At 37.1% G+C, this 20,860-nt stretch carries 22 protein-coding genes and 1 pseudogene; 11 read left to right on the top strand and 12 right to left on the bottom strand.

The annotated features are described in order from the left end of the window. Nucleotides 1-65 precede the first annotated feature (65 nt). From AC4BHA_RS17160 to AC4BHA_RS17170, 3 genes are all read right to left on the bottom strand, one after another. Entirely contained in the window at nucleotides 66-1,205 is a 1,140-nt protein-coding gene (locus tag AC4BHA_RS17160) for a zinc-dependent alcohol dehydrogenase (RefSeq protein ID WP_066107947.1), read from the bottom strand. A gap of 106 nt (nucleotides 1,206-1,311) precedes the next feature. Next, nucleotides 1,312-1,710, bottom strand: coding sequence for a ferritin-like domain-containing protein (locus AC4BHA_RS17165; protein WP_066108539.1), 399 nt, complete (start codon nucleotides 1,708-1,710; stop codon nucleotides 1,312-1,314). Nucleotides 1,711-2,271: 561 nt separating this feature from the next. Next, the gene (locus AC4BHA_RS17170) at nucleotides 2,272-2,841 is read right to left on the bottom strand and encodes a general stress protein (protein ID WP_225983649.1); all 570 of its coding nucleotides are present in this window, start codon (nucleotides 2,839-2,841) and stop codon (nucleotides 2,272-2,274) included. Nucleotides 2,842-2,994: 153 nt separating this feature from the next. Here AC4BHA_RS17170 and AC4BHA_RS17175 point away from each other — a divergent pair, with 153 nt between their 5' ends. Further along, nucleotides 2,995-3,312, top strand: coding sequence for a DUF948 domain-containing protein (locus AC4BHA_RS17175; protein WP_066107955.1), 318 nt, complete (start codon nucleotides 2,995-2,997; stop codon nucleotides 3,310-3,312). A gap of 184 nt (nucleotides 3,313-3,496) precedes the next feature. Next, a complete protein-coding gene (locus AC4BHA_RS17180) occupies nucleotides 3,497-3,859 on the top strand; it encodes a VOC family protein (protein WP_148631062.1) in 363 nt (120 codons plus the stop codon). Between the two features lie 100 nt (nucleotides 3,860-3,959). On the opposite strand, the gene AC4BHA_RS17185 is transcribed toward AC4BHA_RS17180, so the two are convergent. After that, nucleotides 3,960-4,589 carry an HAD family hydrolase gene (locus AC4BHA_RS17185; protein WP_187393499.1) on the bottom strand — a complete coding sequence of 210 codons (630 nt, stop codon included), beginning with the start codon at nucleotides 4,587-4,589 and terminating at the stop codon, nucleotides 3,960-3,962. 303 nt (nucleotides 4,590-4,892) lie between these two features. On the opposite strand from AC4BHA_RS17185, the gene AC4BHA_RS17190 reads away from it, so the two are divergent. From AC4BHA_RS17190 to qoxD, 5 genes are all read left to right on the top strand, one after another. After that, a complete protein-coding gene (locus AC4BHA_RS17190; protein WP_066107964.1) occupies nucleotides 4,893-5,036 on the top strand; it encodes a BA3454 family stress response protein in 144 nt (47 codons plus the stop codon). 321 nt (nucleotides 5,037-5,357) lie between these two features. After that, complete coding sequence (gene qoxA, locus AC4BHA_RS17195) at nucleotides 5,358-6,251, top strand: cytochrome aa3 quinol oxidase subunit II (RefSeq protein ID WP_490558967.1); 894 nt, start codon at nucleotides 5,358-5,360, stop codon at nucleotides 6,249-6,251. A 21-nt stretch (nucleotides 6,252-6,272) separates the two neighbouring features. Next, entirely contained in the window at nucleotides 6,273-8,216 is a 1,944-nt protein-coding gene (gene qoxB / locus AC4BHA_RS17200; protein WP_490558968.1) for a cytochrome aa3 quinol oxidase subunit I, read from the top strand. After that, entirely contained in the window at nucleotides 8,213-8,809 is a 597-nt protein-coding gene (qoxC, locus tag AC4BHA_RS17205; protein ID WP_139892674.1) for a cytochrome aa3 quinol oxidase subunit III, read from the top strand. The genes qoxB and qoxC overlap by 4 nt, the downstream gene beginning before the upstream one ends. 4 nt (nucleotides 8,810-8,813) lie before the next feature. Beyond that, nucleotides 8,814-9,101, top strand: a complete 288-nt coding sequence (gene qoxD / locus AC4BHA_RS17210) for a cytochrome aa3 quinol oxidase subunit IV (RefSeq protein WP_066108542.1) — start codon at nucleotides 8,814-8,816, stop codon at nucleotides 9,099-9,101. 574 nt (nucleotides 9,102-9,675) lie between these two features. Here qoxD and AC4BHA_RS17215 read toward each other — a convergent pair. The 3 genes from AC4BHA_RS17215 to AC4BHA_RS17225 are packed head-to-tail and all read right to left on the bottom strand — an operon-like array spanning nucleotide 9,676 to nucleotide 10,773. After that, nucleotides 9,676-10,245 (bottom strand): manganese catalase family protein, encoded by a 570-nt coding sequence (locus tag AC4BHA_RS17215; RefSeq protein WP_066107973.1) that lies wholly within the window; start codon nucleotides 10,243-10,245, stop codon nucleotides 9,676-9,678. A gap of 19 nt (nucleotides 10,246-10,264) precedes the next feature. After that, nucleotides 10,265-10,528 carry a spore coat protein CotJB gene (locus AC4BHA_RS17220; protein ID WP_066107978.1) on the bottom strand — a complete coding sequence of 88 codons (264 nt, stop codon included), beginning with the start codon at nucleotides 10,526-10,528 and terminating at the stop codon, nucleotides 10,265-10,267. Next, nucleotides 10,525-10,773: a spore coat associated protein CotJA gene (locus AC4BHA_RS17225; protein ID WP_066107980.1), complete on the bottom strand. Its 249-nt coding sequence runs from the start codon at nucleotides 10,771-10,773 to the stop codon at nucleotides 10,525-10,527. The genes AC4BHA_RS17220 and AC4BHA_RS17225 overlap by 4 nt, the downstream gene beginning before the upstream one ends. Before the next feature lie 160 nt (nucleotides 10,774-10,933). Between AC4BHA_RS17225 and AC4BHA_RS17230 the strand changes: the two are divergent. Beyond that, nucleotides 10,934-11,287 (top strand): annotated as a pseudogene (locus tag AC4BHA_RS17230) (DUF4064 domain-containing protein). A 202-nt stretch (nucleotides 11,288-11,489) separates the two neighbouring features. After that, on the top strand, nucleotides 11,490-12,632 hold the full coding sequence (locus tag AC4BHA_RS17235) for a SpoIIE family protein phosphatase (RefSeq protein ID WP_490558969.1): 1,143 nt from the start codon (nucleotides 11,490-11,492) through the stop codon (nucleotides 12,630-12,632). 830 nt (nucleotides 12,633-13,462) lie between these two features. Here AC4BHA_RS17235 and AC4BHA_RS17240 read toward each other — a convergent pair. The 3 genes from AC4BHA_RS17240 to cls all read right to left on the bottom strand — a co-directional run bounded on the left by AC4BHA_RS17240 (nucleotide 13,463) and on the right by cls (nucleotide 18,703). Further along, complete coding sequence (locus AC4BHA_RS17240) at nucleotides 13,463-14,305, bottom strand: CheR family methyltransferase (RefSeq protein ID WP_257469175.1); 843 nt, start codon at nucleotides 14,303-14,305, stop codon at nucleotides 13,463-13,465. Between the two features lie 21 nt (nucleotides 14,306-14,326). After that, nucleotides 14,327-17,089, bottom strand: a complete 2,763-nt coding sequence (locus AC4BHA_RS17245; RefSeq protein ID WP_490553477.1) for an ATP-binding protein — start codon at nucleotides 17,087-17,089, stop codon at nucleotides 14,327-14,329. A gap of 159 nt (nucleotides 17,090-17,248) precedes the next feature. Beyond that, nucleotides 17,249-18,703 (bottom strand): cardiolipin synthase, encoded by a 1,455-nt coding sequence (cls, locus tag AC4BHA_RS17250; protein WP_066107992.1) that lies wholly within the window; start codon nucleotides 18,701-18,703, stop codon nucleotides 17,249-17,251. A 281-nt stretch (nucleotides 18,704-18,984) separates the two neighbouring features. On the opposite strand from cls, the gene AC4BHA_RS17255 reads away from it, so the two are divergent. After that, nucleotides 18,985-19,218: a hypothetical protein gene (locus AC4BHA_RS17255; RefSeq protein WP_066107998.1), complete on the top strand. Its 234-nt coding sequence runs from the start codon at nucleotides 18,985-18,987 to the stop codon at nucleotides 19,216-19,218. 63 nt (nucleotides 19,219-19,281) lie between these two features. Then, nucleotides 19,282-19,449, top strand: a complete 168-nt coding sequence (locus AC4BHA_RS17260) for a hypothetical protein (protein WP_175354307.1) — start codon at nucleotides 19,282-19,284, stop codon at nucleotides 19,447-19,449. 34 nt (nucleotides 19,450-19,483) lie between these two features. Here the strand turns inward: AC4BHA_RS17260 and AC4BHA_RS17265 are convergent, their stop codons facing one another. Both AC4BHA_RS17265 and AC4BHA_RS17270 read right to left on the bottom strand, forming a co-directional pair. Then, nucleotides 19,484-20,206 carry an amino acid ABC transporter ATP-binding protein gene (locus tag AC4BHA_RS17265; protein WP_148631073.1) on the bottom strand — a complete coding sequence of 241 codons (723 nt, stop codon included), beginning with the start codon at nucleotides 20,204-20,206 and terminating at the stop codon, nucleotides 19,484-19,486. Then, nucleotides 20,203-20,859, bottom strand: coding sequence for an amino acid ABC transporter permease (locus tag AC4BHA_RS17270; protein WP_066108002.1), 657 nt, complete (start codon nucleotides 20,857-20,859; stop codon nucleotides 20,203-20,205). Before AC4BHA_RS17270 ends, AC4BHA_RS17265 begins: the two co-directional genes overlap by 4 nt. Between the last annotated feature and the right edge of the window lies 1 nt (nucleotide 20,860).

Here is a 20,860-nt window from a genome sequence, read left to right on the forward strand (position 1 = left end):
AATTATACCTTAAAATAAAACAAAGCATTCTATTACTGCTGGAGGAATGCTTTGTTTTATCTTAGTTATGGTTTTAATATAACCTTCGTACAATTATCTTCATGTTCATTAAATAACGAATACCCTTTCGCTGCGTCCAGAAGTGGTAACTTATGAGTTACAATTTCAGTAGGGTCGAGCTTTCCTTCTTCAATCATTTTATATAATCGAGGCATATAATGAACAACAGGAGCTTGTCCCATCTTCATCGTAATATTGCGTGAAAAAAATTTCTCTAGCGGGAACATATTATAAACAGATCCGTAAACACCGGTAAGCTGCAAAGTACCAAATTTCCTTATCGCCTTCGTGGCAATTTGAATAGCACTTAACGTTCCTCCCTGCAATTTTAGTTTTTGCTCAATTTTTTCAATAGCTGATTTCTTACCATCCATTCCAACACAATCGATGACCACATCAGCTCCACCCTGTGTAATTTCTTTTATATAGCTCCCTGTATCATCATAATTATTAAGATTAATCGTCTCTACTTTATTCATTTTCTCAGCTTGTTTTAATCGATAATCCAAGTGATCAACAGCTATAACCCTTTTAGCACCAGCCATATAAGCAAATTTTTGTGTCATTAAACCAATTGGGCCACAGCCAAGTACGACCACAGTATCATCCGGTTTTACCCCCGCATGCTCCACACTCCAAAGAGCTGTAGGCAAAACATCAGACATAAATAATAATGACTCATCCTCTAATTCACAGGATTCCGGTATGACAAACGGCATATAGTTCGCAAATGGAACCTTTAAATATTCTGCTTGTCCGCCGGGATGATTCCCATATCGCTCTGTATATCCAAAATATCCGCCTGTATCCTGATGTGGATTGGATTCGGTATGATCACATTGACTTTCCATCTCATGCTGACAGTAATAGCATTGCCCGCAGGATACGTTGAAAGGGATAACTACCCGGTCGCCTTTTTTGACTTTTGTCACCTCAGGACCGACTTCTTCTACGATTCCCATTGGTTCATGTCCAATTATATATCCTTCTCTAATCGGCATATTCCCTTGATAGATATGAAGATCAGAACCACATATGGCCGTAGAAGTAATTCTGACGATTATATCATCATTCTTTTCAAGCTTCGGATCTTCAACCTCTTTAACCTCAATTTTTTTGGCCCCTTGGTATGTGACTGCTTTCATATTTCATCCTCCCATTCAGTTTAGTACAGTTACCTTATTCCCAAATAGGAGGACTCTTATGCAGGACATTTTTAAATTATGTGTTCTAATTCCAATTTAGCCCTTTTCATTTATTCTTCATATAATAATAAAGAAACCATACTGCATGCTGTTGTTCATCCTTAGCTGCACGATTAAACAACTTCTTTGCCGCTAAATTAATGGTTCCGTCTGCAACTGAAAGATAAAAATCCACGGTACGCTGCTCATCTTTTAAAGCCGCTTCAAGCCCCCGTAAATAATCATCCTCACAAGGTTCTGTCTGTTTTGGCTTTGGATCTCTCCCTGTTATGCCTGTATATAGTAGTACCAGTTGTTTAAAATGTTTAATCTCATCCTCTCTGATTTCCAATATTCGCTGCCGTTCATCTTCTGTTGGTGCTAGTCGGGCTAATTTTTCATAACACTGTATAGCACTGTACTCTCCATTAATAGCCCTTTGGGTTTGTTTCACTAAATCATTCATCGATTGTTGTCTCAATTATGTAACCTCCCCATTTTTCCTTATGACCTATCCTATGCGTGTTTCCTTTGAACAATTTCTACCTAAGTAAGATAACCTACAGGTTTTTTATCATTTTTATTTGGGTATATGAGAAATAGCGGTTAAACAAGTATCGTGGTTATCTTCGGACGTCGTTCTGTAAAAAACATATTTGACAAACGAAATTATAAAGTATATACTTAGAAGATATAATTTTAAAGTAGTGACTTACACATAGATATGTAAATAAATATGGCATTCTGCAATTTATGTTTTTCGGAACACTTATTCACACTGGAACGGCTTCGGAGCCGTAAGGATATAAGAGAGGTAGGGCTTATATCGTCTAAGTAAAAACGTCCAAGTGGAATAGATAACCGCGGCAATTTACATCACACACATAAACGAATACTAATAAATGAGAAGTTGTTACTTACATTTCAAAATTATTTTAAAACGAATCAGGCAGATGCTTGGTTCGTTTTTCAATGCATAAAAAGAAAGAAGCCATCAAGGAATCGATGACTTCCACTTATAGATATATTATTTATAACTATCTTTTCCTCTTAAATTGGGATCTCCACCCGTGGCTGGATTTATTGTTACTTTCACTTCGCGCTGTGCTCCCACTAATGGATCATCAGATCTTTCATACGTATCGCGAGCTGCATATTTCTTTTGTGATTCGGAGTCGACTAATATAAGAATCTTCCCCTTTTCTACATCAGTAGCATATTTATCAGCTGTATCTTTAGGAATACCCAATCCAACCAGCGCACCGGTCAATCCACCAGCTCCAGCGCCTGCTGCAATTCCTCCCAATGTTGTAGCAATCGGCCCTGCTGCAACAATTGGCCCAATACCAGGGATTATCAGTGCACCGACACCTGCCAATAATCCTGTTAATCCTCCTAAGATTCCACCTGTAGTTGCCCCAGCTGCAAGACCACTGTCAACATTTGTATTAGTCTTAGATGTGATTTTATCTGCCTTTTCTTTGTCCTTCACTACTACGGAAATATCTTCTTTTTGATACCCTTGCTTCTGTAATCTTTCCACTTCCCGTACAGCATCCTGACCATTATCATAAACACCAATTACTTTTTTATCCATTCCCATCATCCCCTCTCTAAAAGTTAATATATGGGTTCAATACCCGCTTAAGCACTTATTAATCCTTTTTCTTTCTAAGTCATTAGTTACTAAACGCTCAATAATGGGTAAGATATAGTTATGATAAGGAAATATTTCAAAGGAGGACTGTGCATGATCATCGTTTGGATTAGTTTAGCTATTATCGTTGGATCAATTGTATATCTCGGTATATATGCTTTTCGAACGTTCAAAGAATCAACACCTACAATTAATGAGATACAAGCAACTGTTACGCGAATACAACAACAAACGGATAGCATTAAACATGAAACAGATCGTTTAACAGGAAAGCAACAAGCAATCATGAGTGATGTTGAATATAAAAAAAGCGCCATTAATTATCCAATCAATCAGGCAAAGGGAATTCTCCCTTCTGCAAAAAGATTATGGAAAAGTACACCTGTGGCAAAACTAATCTCAAATAAATAAAAAAGCTCATATTAGATTGACCATGAAACGCATTTGAATTCCATCCGAATTTCAATGCGTTTTTTAATTATTTTTAGCATGAAGTAAAGCTTATCAGAAACGATAATGACTCCGAATTTCCAAGCTCGTAATTGAAGATACAAAATGAAAGGTGAAATGTTTATTGCAAAAGGGGGACGATTTTATGATTTTGGGATTACACCATGCTCAGATAACCATTCCAAAAGGATATGAAGAAGAAGGAAAACATTTTTATTGTGGGATTCTCGGTCTGGTTGAAAAAGAAAAGCCTAATTCACTAAAGGGACGCGGCGGGTTTTGGGTATCCGTTGGAGATCAGGATGTACATGTAGGTACGGAAGATGGAATTGACCGATTAAAAACAAAGGCTCATTTAGCCTATCAAGTCGAGGATTTATCATATTGGGAACAGGTGTTACATGAACAAAACATTCAACTAATAAAGGGTATACCCATACCAGGCTTTGAACGATTTGAATTTAGAGATCCGTTTGGGAACAGGATAGAACTGATTCAAGAATTATGATGAGTTTTAATATACGAAAAGCTTAAAGTCAAGTCACTTAAGCTTTTCGTATCAAATGAATACGGCGAATTGGTTTTTAATAAACTGGCCTTATAAATGTTTAGTTGAATATCTCTAATAAATCTTTCAAGGAATAAATATGATAATCCGCTCTATCCAGTTCACCATCCTCAGCATATCCAAAGTGACAAGCTATAGCTGGTATATGATGGGCTTTTGCCGCCTCAATGTCAGACGAACGATCTCCTATCATAAAAGCATCCGATTTATTTAAATGTTGAAAGTGCGCTAACAAAATATCCTTTTTCTTACGGCCGCCGACCCTTTCAATACACAAAGGCTCATAAAATAAATCTTTAATTTGCTGTGAATTTAGTATTTCATTTAAATATGCAGTTGAACAATTACTTGCTGTTGATAAAATATGCCCTCTTCTTTTTAGTTCAGTTAACACTTCTCTGGCATAGGGAAGCAGTACATTTTCAGTTTTTAAGCTTTCCAGTAATTCTTTCTCTGAACGCTCAGAAATCATTCTTACTTCCTGTTCGGTGGCATCAGGTGTTAAAAGCTCCCAAAACTCTTTATGAGGTAAACCAAACGCAGATTGAATCTTTTTAGGATTAGGGACCTTTAGGTGTGGATAATTCTTGATTTCCGCTTGAATAATAGGTATACTTAATCTCGTTGTCTCAACTAATGTACCATCGAGATCAAATAACAATACAGACAAAAAAATCCCTCCAATTTTTTTATTTTTATTTTTATTTATAAACAAAAAACATATGGAATTATTGCCAATTTTATTATATAATTCCTTTAACCTCTCAATTTATTCCAATTGCCAATTGCTAAGTTTATATTTTTCAAAAAACGGGAATAGTACATTCATCCTCTCAACAACATACCGTCCATTAGAAAAACATCACTTCACTTTTACTCTAAAACCTTGGAAAACCAATTTTAGATGAACAAAAATGATGCATTTAATGCGTCTATTAACTATTGATTAAACGAACAAAAGGAGTAGATTTATATGGTAAATGTTACAGTATTAATAGATTTCATGGGGAAAAACTATCAAACAAATGTCCTTGCACCAAGAGACACTGATGAATCAGAAATCAGACAGTTAGCCTATGAACAAGTCCGTAAGCAATGGACACCGGAAACTAAATAATTGACTCAATTATCCGAGCTACCGATTCCCGATTGGTAGCTTATTTTTTTGTTCTTTTTATATTTACCCATTTATTCTTTATCGGAATCAGCATTCACTTAAACACTCCAAGGCCAAAACCTACCTTTTAACCCTCTCTTTCCCATCACTATATCAAAAAAATATAATATTCTATATAACTTCTATTTCATATCAAAAATTCATATAAAAACTTATTAAAAACGAGGGTTATCAGTTGAATTTTCATTATTTTAAATTTTATCATAATAGTATAATACTTTATTTATATAATATAAATAATTTTCAAGAAAGGAGACTATCATGAAGAAGAAATGGACTTTATTCAGTATGTCTTTTGCTGCTTTATTCGCACTGGCAGGTTGTAACCCTTTAATGGTACTGAATCCAAAAGGGCCACAAGCAAAAATTCAATCCGATACGATTATTTTTTCTATGATCGTGATGGCTGTTATTTTAGTGGTTGTTTACGCTCTTTTTATCTATATGATTGTGAAATATCGAGCATCTAAACAGCCCGTAGACTATGTACCGCCATATGAAAAAGGAAATAAGTGGCTTGAAATTATATGGACTGCCATCCCTATCATTATAGTAGTCGTACTTTCAGTTGTTACGGTCATCACCACTTTTCAGGTGGAAAGTACACCAGCTGGATATGAAGACGAAGAGCCTTTAGTGATTTATGCATCTTCTTCCAACTGGAAATGGCATTTCAGCTATCCCGAAGAAGGAATCGAAACAGTCAATTATGTCAACATTCCAACAGATCGGGAGATTGAATTCCGTTTATATTCTTTTGGACCAATCACTAGCTTTTGGGTTCCCCAGCTGGCAGGTCAAAAATACGCAATGAGCGATATGGTAACTACATTACGAATCGTTGCAGACGAACCAGGTTCCTATTTTGGAAGAAACGCCAACTTTAGTGGAGAAGGCTTTGCACAAATGGAGTTCGAAACATTAGCCATATCTCCAGAAGAATTTGATAGCTGGGTAGATGAGGTCCAAAAAACTGCCGAACCTTTAACTGAGAAGGAATTTAACAAACTGCTTGATATGGAAGTAATGGGCAGAGCCACTTACTCTTCCACACACCTTGATTTCAGTCCGGCTCCTGTATGGCCATTCCATGAAAGCAATGATGATGCTACAGATGGAACAGATACAGAAACGAACGAACATAATCATGAATAAATCAGGAAAGGGGATTAGACCATGAAATGGGATGAATTCTTTGTTACAGGCGATCCGCTTATCTATGGTGCTATGGTTAGCATTGTTGTTGCCATGTTGGCAATCATTATCTATCTGACCTATACCAAAAGATATGGATGGCTGTGGCGTGAATGGTTAACTACAGTAGACCACAAACGTATTGGGATCATGTATATCCTTGCTGCGTTCCTTATGTTATTTCGCGGTGGTGTTGACGCATTAATGCTGCGTTTGCAGCTTGCAACTCCAAATATGACATTCCTGGAGTCACAGCATTACAATGAAGTTTTCTCTACTCACGGAGTTATTATGATTCTTTTTATGGCTATGCCATTTGTATTGGGAGTCATGAATATCGTTGTTCCTTTACAAATTGGAGCTCGTGACGTTGCCTTTCCGGCACTCAACGCTATCAGCTTTTGGTTATTCTTTGTCGGAGCTATGCTTTACAATCTATCGTTTGTTATTGGCGGATCTCCAGATGCAGGTTGGAGTGCCTACTTCCCTTTGGCAAGTAATGAATTCAGTCCGACTGTCGGACACAATTATTATGCAATTGCTCTTCAATTATCCGGTCTTGGTACATTGATGACGGGCATTAATTTTATCGTAACCATTATCAAAATGAGAGCTCCGGGTATGTCTATTTGGAAAATGCCAATGTTCACTTGGTCTGCATTAATCACATGTATCATTATTTTGTTTGCGTTCCCGACATTTACTGTGTCACTTGCACAAATGATGTTTGACCGACTTTTTGGAACACAATTTTTCTCAACCACCAATGGCGGTATGGATATGCTTTGGGCAAACAACTTTTGGATTTGGGGACATCCTGAAGTATACATTGTTATATTGCCAGCTTTCGGTATTTTCAGCGATGTCATTTCTACTTTCGCACGTAAAAATCTATACGGCTATAAATCAATGGTCTACAGTATGATTGCCATCTCATTGCTATCATTCCTTGTATGGACCCATCACTTCTATACAATGGGCCACAATGCAACGGTTAATAGCATATTTGCGATTGCTACGATGGCTATTTCTGTACCAACCGGTATTAAGATTTTCAACTGGCTGTTTACTCTACGAAAAGGGAAAATTGTATTCCCTACAGCCATGCTATTCTCGCTGGCCTTTATACCGATTTTTACAATCGGTGGTGTAACGGGCGTTATGCTCGCAATGTCAAGTGCGGATTACCAGTACCATAATACAATGTTCCTAGTCGCCCATTTCCATTATGTATTAATTCCGGGTACTGTCTTTGGAATGATTGCAGGTACTTATTATTGGTTCCCGAAAGTTTTCGGTTTCCGCTTAAATGAAAAAATCGGAAAAATTAGTTTTTGGCTGATTGCGATATTCTTTAATGTAACATTCCTGCCTCTATTCTATTTAGGTCTGGATGGTATGGCGCGCCGGATGTATACCTATTCTGAAGCGACAGGCTATGGCCCACTGAATCTCACTGCAAGTATTGGAGCCGTAGGGTTAGCAATCGGCTTTGGATTAATTATCTATAATATCATCTATAGTGCATTCAAAAGTCCTCGTGACAAACATGCGGATCCATGGGATGCACGTACATTAGAATGGTCAATTCCAAGTCCGGCACCATTCTATAATTTTGCGGTTATGCCAAACGTTAAGGACGTCGACCCTTTATGGTATTCCAAAATTAATAATGAACCGCTTTACGAAGATGAAATAAAGCCTATTCACATGCCAAGCAATACAGGAAAACCAGCCATTATGGGTATATTCTTCTTTCTCTCTGGTTTTTGCCTAGTATTCAGTTGGTGGATTCCAGCTATTATATTTGGGATTGGTGTATTTATCACAATGGCTGCTAAATCCTTTGAACGAGATCCTGGCTATTATGTTTCTGTAGAGGAAATAGAAGGAACTGAAAAAGTACTGCGAGGTGAAAAACTATGAAGATAGACTCTTCCCTTCCACTGGAATACAGTACAGAACAAAATCAATTAAGAATCTTTGGTTTCTGGTTATTCCTTGGAGCTGAGATTGCATTGTTTTCTATGTTATTCGCAACCTATTATACACTCTTTAATGGTACGGGCGATGGTCCTACAGCAAAAGAAATTTTTGAAATTAAAGGCGTCATTATTGAAACGATTGTCCTTTTAACAAGTAGCTTTACTTGCGGGCTAGCTATTCATAGTATGAGACTTAATTTGAAAAAACCGATGATTACATTTTTTATTATTACCATGCTGCTTGGTCTTGTCTTCCTAGGTGTAGAGATTTTTGAATTTATGACCTATATCGAAGAAGGCGCAACCATGCAAACAAGCGGATTTTTATCAAGCTTATTCATGCTGCTCGGTACGCATGGAGCCCACGTAACATTCGGGTTATTCTGGGGATTATGTATACTCATTCAAGTCATACGAGAAGGATTTACGGCAGAAACAGCCAATAAATCTTTTATCTATTCCCTATACTGGCATTTCCTTGACGTAATCTGGATTCTCATCTTTAGCTTCGTTTATTTGAAGGAGTTGATATAGGATGATAAAACAACTATTTCCACTTAAACATGTTTTGGGTTATGTCATATCATTAATTCTAACCATCATTGCGTTATCCGTAGCCTTTTATGATATATCCTTTACGGCCGGAATGGTGATCTTATCCATAACCGCTATTATTCAAACAGCTGTACAACTCTTTTTATTCATGCATGTTAATGAATCTAAAGAAAAAAGAACAATCTATCTAAACATTATCTATGCTCTATTCGTCGCACACGCAGTCATCTTCGGAACCATCCTAACCATGATCTGGGGCCACGCCCACTAAAAAGCTGAAGGGCCTTGGTCAGGAGTGAGGAGCATAAGACAGAGACTCGTAGGGGACGTTCCTCCCCCGCAGAGGCTATGCTTATGTCCCGAACTCCTAGGCCCTGAAGCTAGATTGATTAAAAGGCTGAGACGACTGGTCAGGCCCGACAAGCATAAGGAAAGGCACGCAGGGAGGCGCCCTAACCTCCCGCAGTGGCTATCCTTATGACTCGAGGGACTAGGAGTTAAAGCTGGATTAACTAAAAGGCTGAAGGGCTCGATTAATGAACGAAGACTAAAATCGCCACGTCATGTGGCAACGTCTTCATGACCAACATCCTGTTGGCCCGTGAGGAGCATAAGACAGGGGCACGTAGGGAGGCGCTTTTTCCTCCCGAAGTGGTCATGCTTATGTCCTGAGCTTCTAGCCGTTGAAGCTGGATTGACTAAAAGGCTGAGGCGACTGTATTAAGGAACAAAGACTAAAGACGCCACGTCGTGTGGCAACGTCTTTGTGACCAACATCCTGTTGGCCTTAAGAAAAACCTGTGTTGTACAGCCAACACAGGTTTTTTTTATTATTGATAAATCGTTTAAAATATCTTCTTCTTTTCCCTATCATCTGTAATAATTTGTACTGCCTCACGGAATCGCTGAGAATGAACGATTTCTCTTTCTCTTAAAAATCGTAAGCCATCATTTAAATCTGGATCATCTGACATATTGATAATCCATTGGTAGGTAGCCCTTGCTTTTTCCTCAGCGGCAATATCTTCATATAAATCTGCGATAGGATCTCCCTTTGTCTGAATGTATGCAGTTGTAAATGGTACACCTGCTGCATTATGGTAAAAAAGAGCAGAATCATGATCAACATAGTGGTCTGCCAAACCAGCGTCTCTCATCTGCTCTGGAGTAGCATCTTTTGTGAGTTTATATATCATTGTGGCAATCATTTCCAAATGCGCGAATTCTTCTGTGCCTATGTCATTTAGCAAGCCTACCACTTTATCAGGAATGGTATATCGTTGATTCAGGTATCTAAGAGCGGCTGCTAACTCTCCATCTGCCCCTCCATACTGTTCAATTAAATATTTGGCTAAAGTCGGGTTACAGGTACTGACTCTAACAGGGTATTGCAATTTCTTTTCATAAAACCACATTCTGTAATCACCTCATCTTTTATATTTGCCAAGGCCACGGAGTAGTTCCCCAACTCCAATTGGCATCCGTATAACTATTACCAAATTGTTGAAGTGGGCCGAATTTTTTTTCGAACTGCTGTTTAAGCTGCCTGCTCTGATGAGAGAATTCGTTAAATTGCTGCATGGCTTCTAAATCATTGGGATGAGTATCTAAATAAAGGGTTAGCTCCACTAAAGCAAAGTCGATTGCCTGAATTTCCTCTAATAGCTGATAATATTCATCAGGTAATTGGGGCTTCACTGAGAATCCCTCCTTTTATGTTCATAGGGGTTTTCATAAAAGTCATAAAATACAGGCCAGAGTGTGCCCTTGAATAATGCCTCCTTTGGTGAAAATTGAGGCAGGTTCGGCGGTTGAAATCCGAGAAATAAATTAGGAGGAGTAGAGTAATACTTCTTACCAATTGGTCTGCACGGATCAAATCGACTGTGAAAAGGTGTATAAGATTTCATGTGCGATTTTTCAGGCCGATTTTGCTCAGTCATAGCTACACCATCCTTTTTAAAATTCATTTTCCTTTCAGGCTATGAGCATACAAACTGATTTAGTACATTTAATTGTTTAACAGAGTTTTCAGTATCCAAAAAAAATCAACAATTTAATTCTTTCAAATAATATTTCAGAATATCAGGTAGTGGGTAAAAAATGGAGGTTTCCAAAAAGAGCAGAACTACAGAATTTTTTCTTGGTTTACTTGATGGTATTTTGGGGATTTTCGCAGCTGGTATAGCATTATTTGTTGGGGTTTAGATTCTGTACTCAATAAAACAGGTGAAGTACAATCATCAATCTTGGATGGTTAACCGTTCTATTCTTGCGATCATTGGATTAGTTGTTGTCAAAAGCAACCCTAAATTAGGAGGCTCCTTTATGCTTATTGCGGCTATTGGTGGATTTATTTGCACTTCGGCTTTCTATATACTTCCGGGAATCCTTTTACTGATAGCAGGATTAATGGGTTTATTGAAAAAAAACAAAAAATTAATACCGGTGACATAATTATTTTTGAATAGAATCCTATCCATTGGCGATAAGTCCTTTTTTCTATTCATTCTTTAATTGCAGACTTTAATTTATCATTTTTAATAGTGTAATAACCTAACCATTTACCCCCTAGTTTCAACTATTTGTATTTTAAGTAAAAGTGACATACCATAATTAATATAAGATTTAGTATTTTAGAAGATGGGTGAAAGAAAGTATGTCAATACTTGTGGTAGATGATAATAAAGTGAATTTATTTGTAATTGAGACCATCTTAAAGCAGGCAGGATACAGGTCTATTAAGCTGGCTAAATCAGCAAATGAAATGATTCATATTTTAGAAGAAGATTTAAGTAAAAATCACGGCAGAAGCTCCTTTAATTTAATTCTTTTGGATATTATGATGCCAGAAATTGATGGAATCGAAGCCTGCAGGCGAATCACTGCAACGGAGGAATATAAAGATATACCTGTTATTTTTGTGACCGCATTAGGTGATACCCATAAACTCGCGGAAGCACTGGATGCCGGTGGATCAGATTATCTAATGAAGCCTATTAATAAGGTAGAGCTATTGGCTCGGATACGTGCTGCTCTCCGTTTAAAAGAGGAGAAAGATTGGCATAAAAATCAGGATGAAAAAATAAGCTATGAGCTTGATCTCGCTACAAAGGTGCAGAGAAGCTTGTTAAGTGAGCCCATATTAAATAATCAAATCAAAATAACGAGGTCCTATAAGCCATCCTTTAACCTCGCAGGTGATATGTATTATTGGCAGCAGATTGATCAGGATCGCTATGCCATATTTATGTTTGATATGATGGGGCATGGCATACCTGCATCATTAGTATGTATGTATATCTCCTCTATCCTTCGTGAAGCGGTACGGAATGTGGTTGATCCTGAAAAAGTCATTCTCGAATTGAATCGCTGTATGACTTTACTGGAGGAAAAAACAAAGTTAACATCCTACTACTTAACAGGTATTTATTTATTGGTAGATACGAAATCAAAGACGATTGAATATGTCAATGCCGGCCATCCACCGGGCTACCTTTATATCGATGGGAAAGACTTAATTGAAATGGGACAGCGAAATACAGCAATTGGATTTTTCGAGGAAATGCATATAAATAAAATAACTATTCCTTATACTGATAGTTTTCAGGCTTTAATATATACTGACGGTGTGGCGGAGGCTATTGATAATGATGAAACTAAAGCCTTGGCACATTTGCGAGAAATAGGAAAGTATCAATGGTCAGAAAAAGAAGCAGTGGCTCCTTTAAATGTTATCCTTCCTGAGGAGAAACAGGCAAATCAGCATGATGATATGTGTGTCATCCTTGTAAGGGGATAAAAATCAACTTTTCTAAAAAGATAAAGAACAGATTCTAATGGAGTCTGTTCTTTATCTTTTTGTTTGATATAAGCATTCTCATCTGACAAAAGATCAAAATGTCCTCTTTTTGGATTGATGACAAGACCATATACAGGAATTGTTATTGCTTAATTGATGATTACGGACAACATCAACCTTTTTACACACTTGTTTTTAAATCACCAAGCTTTGAAGCCAACTATTAATGTCAATCGATAAATATATCAAGTGCTTCATCCGAAAATACCCCGTAAGAGAGAGGTAAAGAGTAGTAAATAAGCAGATATAGTATTTAGGGGAGATTAATATGTTAATGGTAAATAAAAATATAAAGGGCAAAGATTATAAGCAATAAATAGATTTACTCTCATTGATAATTTGGTAACCGACATTGAAGAACATATAATCGAAAAAAGAATACAAAAAGAATGAGAAATCACAAGACTTTCTGAAGATACAGCATACGTTTTTTATTTTAAAATGAATAATGCTACAAGACAATTTTTGAAAGAACGTTGTAATTCCCTTTTTGATTGGATTGGTCCTGAGCTACCAGAAGACTTTATGTTTTACCATAATGATAAATGTATATTAGCTGTATGCTCCCACGAAGAATACTTTACGGTGGAAAAAACCGTTTGGAAAAGTTTCTTATCGAACTAAAGGCAATAGCAGAAGATCACGGCTGTCAAAATAAAAGGATTTTTATATGCTGCTATATAGATAAAAAGGGGACCTTAAACCCGACTGACACTAAAAAACCTGTGTCAGAACAGTTTGAAGATTTCCTTTTCCTTTTATAAATCCTATTATGAATATAATTTTTTCCTATAAAGCCGCTGATTAATATCTAGTTCCATATACGTATCAGCCAACTCCATGATCTTTAGGGATTCTTTGTTACCAAGCCCCAAAAAGCCGCCAGGACTTAAACTTTCATCAAATAGTTGGAATACTTTCGCCTGCAATTCCAATGTGAAGTATATGATGACATTTCTGCAAATAATCACATGGAATTCATTAAATGATCCATCCGTCACTAAATTATGCTGGGCAAAAACTATATTTCTTGATAGGGATGGACGAAAATATGCATATTGCATATCGGTCTTATAATATTTAGAAAAAGCATCCAATCCGCCAGCCTGCAAATAATTCTTCGTATAAGATTGCATTCTTTTTAAGGGAAATGCCCCTTGGCGAGCTTTTTCAATAACTTTTTCATTCATATCCGTCGCATAAATCTTTGTTTTATCAGCCAATCCCTCTTCTTCCAACAGGATTGCCATCGAATATACTTCCTCACCGGTCGAACATCCCGCATGCCATATCCGTATTTCTGGGAGGTCCTTCAATCTAGGAACAATCTTCTTGCGAAAAGCATAAAAGAAATCTGGATCTCTAAACATGTCTGTAACATTAATCGAAAAGTCACTCAGAAGATTATTTACATACCCTTCTTCATGAATCACTCGTACTAGAAGCTCGGAAACAGTTGTCAGGTGATCCTTATTCAGTCGATTTTTTATGCGGCGAGCAATTGATGAACGCATATAACCACGGAAATCGTACCCTGTCATCCGGTAGATTGCCTCTAGCAATAAATCAATTTCTAAATTCTCGCGTTCTTCTATAGATGATGGATAACCCAACACTATGCAGCTCCCTTCTTCCTATTTCGTTAACCAAACAGACATCACTGAATATAGCTGTTCTAAATTGATTGGTTTGCTGATATAGTCTGTTGCACCAGCTTCCAAACATTTTTCTCGATCTCCCTTCATTGCTTTAGCTGTTAATGCAATGATAGGAATCGATGTAAATTCAGGATTTGCACGTATATGTCTCATCGTATCATAACCGTCGAGTTCAGGCATCATAATGTCCATAAGAATCATATCTAAATCATCTTGCTCCTTAATGATTTCAAGACATTCGATTCCATTTTGGGCAACAATGATTTGAACACCTTTACTTTCCAGGGCTTTTTGTAGAGCAAATATATTACGATGGTCATCATCCGTGATTAATACCTTTTTCCCATTAAAGACATCCAAAATTAATAATTCTTCTTCCTCAGGATCTATTACTTCTTTTTGAACAGCAATTTGCTCCATTACATCATTTGCAATTGGCAAATGAATAATGTCATCGTTCACTTTACTGTTCTTATTAGTCATTCCATCCGGCAGATTCGGCAAGTACACAGTAAATGTACTTCCCTTGCCCTCTTCACTTTCTAGAGTTACATATCCGCCAAGTAACTTTGTAAATTCTCGGCAAATCGATAATCCTAATCCAGTTCCGCCATACTTACGGGCTGTTGCTCCATCTGCTTGCTGGAAGGCCTCAAAAATAATTTGTTGTTTATCATCAGCAATACCAGGACCTGTATCGGTTACAACAATTTTCATCCAGAAGTCGGTTTCCGTAATACCATCAAGAAGTTCTTTCTCTCGAGTATTTCTCACTTTTTCCATCTTCATAGTAACCGAACCTTTTTCCGTAAACTTCACAGCGTTGGATAATAAATTCTTTAGTATTTGTTGCATTCTTTGTTCATCCGTATAAAAAATGGAAGGCAGGTCATCTTCTTTTCCAATAACCAGTTCCAGACCTTTTTGTTCTGCCTGAGGAGAAAAGACTCGTTCTAAGCTCTCAATAACCTCACAAACATTGGTTTCATTAAAGAAGACTTCCAGCTTACCAGCCTCAATTTTAGATAAATCCAAAATATCATTAATGAGTGCCATTAAATCATTACCTGATGTATGGATCACTTTTGCAAATTCTCTTTCATCCTCTGTATATTCACCAGGCTCTTTATCGACCAGCATTTCAGATAATATTAAAATACTATTCAGAGGCGTTCTCAATTCATGAGACATATTCGCAAGAAACTCAGATTTGTATTTTGAACTTTGAAGGAGCTGTTCATTTTTAACCTCAAGCTCCTCTTTAGAAATCTCAAGTTCCCTCGATTTCTGCTCTGCTTCCTGATTGCGTTCTTCTAATTGTTCATTAATCATACGTAATTCTTCTGATTGCATCTGAAGTTCTTCAGATTGTGTTTGTAATTCTTCTGCCTGAACCTGTAATTCTTCTGTCATCGCCTGTGATTCATTTAGTAATTGTTCCACTTCCATCCGGCTCAGTACACTCTTAATAGCCATACCAAGATTATCAAGCATATGATTAATCGTTTTTAATTCTAAATCAGTAAAGCCTTTAATACTTGCAAATTCCAAAACAGCAATAACTTTATTCTCGTATAATACTGGAGCAATGACAATAGATTTCGGTTTAATTTCTCCAAGCCCTGTTGTAATAAGTTTATAATCTCCCGGAACATCATCAAGTAATACAACTTCTTTATTAGCAACCGCCTGGCCGATTACACCTTCTCCAAAACTAAATCCATCACGTCCTCCGTCACCATAAGAGGCAGCCTTATAAAAATGGTCATCCTCAGTTTCACTTTTTAAATAAAAAGCACCCAGTTCTGCTCCCATGATTGGAGTAATTTTATTAATGAATTCATCTGCAAGCTGTCCAACTTTAAAGATACCCTGATACATCTCCGCAACTTCGGCAACTTGTGTTTGCACCCAGCTTTGATTCTCAATTTCCTGAGTATATTCTTTTTCGTTTCTACTAAATGTCTCCAATGAAGCTGACATCCTATTAAAAGCAGATGCAATTCGGCCAATTTCATCCTCTACTTTTACTTCAATCCTCGGCATAGTCGTGGTATCACTTAGATCGACATTAGTGATCACCTTTGTAATTCTATTTAATTCCCGTGAAGAGGTCATGATTACCCAATAAGCCAAAAATAACGTTAGAACAATTGTAACAATTAGAGAACTGATAATAATCGTCTGCATTTGTTCATATTTACCGTCGGCACGCACCAGTGCGTCATCCATAAGGTTTTCTTGAAAATCAACGAAATTTGCAATGACAGCAAGTACATTATCACTTGCTTTATCTTTTTCTGCCCTTACGACATCATAGTTTGATACCCCTTTTTGCATATCAGTGATTAATTGTGTTTCTAGCTTTGTATAGTTCTCATATGATGCACGGAACTCCGCCAACAAGGCCTCGCCTTTTTCCGTATTAGCAATGCTTTCTAATTTTCTAAAACGGTCTTCGATATATATATGATTTTGATCTATTGTTTCAGAGGCTGCGCTCAATTCTTCTTTACTTGGAGTACGCGAATCCTGTCCCAATAAATTAAGAGTACGCTCCGATTCCGCAAAATTTCTTTGAATATCATTAATATAACTAACCTTTTGGTAGCGATCATCCACTATTTCAAGTAAATCTTCTCTAGAGCTGCTCAATCTACCGTCAATTATGACCATCAATATAATTATAATCACTAGTATTGAGCCAAAACCCACTAAATTTTTTTGCTTAAATGTCATGTGTGTACCCCTCCCCCTGTTCCAAACTCTCTACTATCTATTAATAAGGAGTATGATTAGAATGTTTTAAAAAACATACCAATATTATACTGCATTACCATAACAAAAAGACACTAACTCGCCCTAGTGTCTTTAAAAACAGTACATATTTACTTCTATTCATAAAACTGGAGACAATAATCTGGATAAAGACTCTTTAAACCGAATTAAAAGGGAACGATTATTATAAATTTCTGATGTAAGTTCATGGCTCTGTTTTAAATCATCTGCAAATGTATCCCTTAGGCGAACAGCTGTGTCTGCATGATATATAATTGCATTCACTTCAAAATTCAATCGAAAACTGCGTACATCTATATTGGCTGTTCCAACAGTTGCCAATCGATCATCTATCACCATAGTTTTCGCATGCAAGAACCCATTCTCATATAAAAACACCTTTGCACCAGCCTTTAATAATTCTCCAACGTATGAATAAGTGGCCCAATAAACAAATAAATGATCTGGTTTATTTGGTATCATTACTCTGACGTCCACCCCTGACATGGATGCAATCCTGATGGCGTCCAACAAACTGTCATCCGGTATAAAATAAGGCGTCTGCAGATATATATACTCTTTTGCATCCAAAATCATACGTATATAGCTTTTTTTAATTTGTTCCCTCTCAGAATCAGGCCCAGAGGTAACAATTTGAAGCCCAACCCCTTTTTCGTTGTGTTGCTTGCTATATTTAAAGTAATCTTCCGTCCATTCCATTTTATCTCCTGAAGCCTGAGCCCAATCGAGCATAAAACGAGACTGTAAATCATTCACAGCGTCTCCGATGATCCGTAAATGGGTATCTCTCCAATAACCAAACTTCGGATCAAGTCCTAAATACTCTTCACCTACATTGAATCCACCAAGATATCCTACTTTCCTGTCAATGATGACAAGCTTCCGATGGTTTCGGAAGTTGATTCTGAGATTAATAAGCGGTAATTTCCCAGGAAAGAACGCTTCTGCATTTCCGCCAGCTTCTCTTAATTTCTTTATTCGCTTTTTAGAGATTCTCCTGGAACCGGCGTCGTCATAAATCAGCCGTATCTCTACACCTTCTTTAGCCTTTTCAATCAACGCATCCAGAAGCCTGTTTCCATATGTATCGTTTTGGATAATGTAATATAAAACATGAATATGTTTTTTGGCACTAGCAATATCCTGAAATAAGGCATTGAATTTTTCCTTGCCATCTGTGAAAATTTCAACTTCATTATCATTGGTATATACAGCATGGTCTGTTTTCATATTCATTAAAATTAAATCCTTATACCTCTGTGTAATAGAAGTATTAAATGGTTCTTCCATATTTTTCATGTGCTCTTTTTGTTCAGCGATACGCTGCTCTAAGTAATCATAGCCCCGTTTATCCCATGTGAATATTTTCCTTTTACTTAAATTCTGCCCTAGAACAATATACAGAATAAAGCCTCCAATTGGAAAAAAGCTCAAAACCATTAACCACGCCCATGAAGCGCTGACATTACGCCTTTCTAAAAAGGTTATAGTAATAGCAAATATCAAATTGATTGCTATTAAAAATTGCCATACATAGCTATCAGTTATTCCCATTCATCTACAACTCCAACCGAAACATTATCTAACCTAATATAAATATTATAACGATAAAGTATTAAAAAACCTACTGAACTATATCAATTATCAAAAGGCAACCTAATTTTGAAGGTTGCCTTTCGCTTCTGAATATTTATCCAATAATATGCCAATAATCTGAGGTTATTATTCAGTTAATGGCATTAAATAACAACCTTGACTACTCCATAAAATTGTATGAATAAAAGAAGTTTAGGGAACTTATAGAATGAATACACAAAAAGAAGGGAATGTTCCTATTGCCCAGAAACAGTGATCAAATCCACGTTAACCCAGAACCAAATCCAGATGGCAGACAGGAATCCATCATAAATGATTCTAAAGCTACTAAAATGGGAGTTGTCACCGGCAGCCTGCAGCCCGGATTTAACCAAAGTCAAAACCCTTACCATGTGAGCAATAAAGATGAAACACCAGAATCAATGGAAGAATTCGAAAAATTAACCAAGGGTAGAAAGTTGGATGAGTTCTAATCTTGATGTTATGGCTTATTGGGGATATTATAAAGGAAATCCATTTAAGGAGTTCATTATAATATGTCTAAAAAAGTAAGTCTTCAAGAAGCGATTAAACAAAAACTTGCTTCTAAGCAACAATCAAATCAAGCCGGCAGCCATGTAAACGGACCTGTCAAAAAAACAAAAGAATTGCAAAGCCAACTGACAAAGAAACCAAACAACCAACGTAAACGTACAGGTGTATAACGACTCAGGGACTGCTATTGCAGTCCCTTTTTCATTATAAAACTTTACTCAAAAACAGCTTTGTTCGATTGTGCTGCGGATTTTCAAATAAACTGGTCGGTTCATTTTCTTCAACGATATATCCATCATCCATAAAAACAACCCGATCTCCCACCTCACGCGCAAATCCCATTTCGTGTGTAACAACCACCATTGTCATTCCTTCGTGCGCAAGCTCTTTCATAACCTCAAGGACCTCTCCAACCATTTCCGGATCAAGTGCTGAAGTTGGTTCATCGAATAACATGATTTCCGGCTCCATTGCCAATGCACGTGCAATGGCGACCCTTTGTTTCTGACCACCTGACAATGAATCTGGATAAGCATTTTCCTTATCTAATAGACCTACCTTTCGAAGGAGCTCCAAACAATGTTTTTTTGCTTCTTCATCAGGAACCTTTTTCACCTTGGTAGGTGCCAGCATTAGATTTTCCAGTACCGTTTTATGAGGAAACAAATTGAAATGTTGAAATACCATTCCTGTTTTGGTTCGTACCTTATTAATATCAATTTTTTTATCGGCAAGATCTACTCCATTTATAATGACATGTCCGTCCGTTATTTGCTCCAGTAAATTTAAACAACGAAGAAAGGTGGATTTCCCTGAACCAGAGGGACCTATCACTACTACAACTTCCTGAGGTTCAATCCTAATAGATATATCTTTTAATACCTCATTGGATCCAAAGTTTTTTTTCAAATTCCTAACATCTATCATTTTGTCTCCATCCTTCTTTCCAATCGATTTAATAACAAGCTAAGAGAAAGCGTAAGGATGAGATAAATCACAGCGGATGTTAAATAAGGCTCCCACACCCGATAATATTCAGTCGCCATAGCTCTACCCCAATACGTTAATTCTGGAGCTGCGATAACAGCGGCTATAGATGACTCCTTAATCAATACAATAAACTCATTACCCAGAGGCGGAATAATGCGCTTAAATGCTTGTGGTAAAATAACGTACCTCATAGCCTGTCCATGAGACATCCCAAGCGACCTGGCTCCCTCCATTTGTCCCGAATCAATCGACTGAATGCCTCCTCGAAATATCTCAGCTATGTATGCAGCTGAATTTAATGAGAGGGCAAGAATAGTTGCGAGTATGGCATTTGTCTCTCCTGTCAATGCTGGTACAACACCAAAGTGAACTAATAGGAGTTGGACAAATATTGGAGTCCCACGAAAAAAAGCAATATAGCAATTTAGGGGAATAGATAACCATTTCCTTTTGGTCAATCTACCAAGACCGATTAATAACCCAAGAATCGAACCTATTAAAATACCAGCTATTGAGAGTCCAATTGTATATAGTGTTCCTTTCATTAACAATGGAGCATAAATTTCAATAATATCCCACCTGAAATCCACA

The sequence above is a fragment of the Pradoshia sp. Z3_51 genome (genome assembly GCF_058215915.1).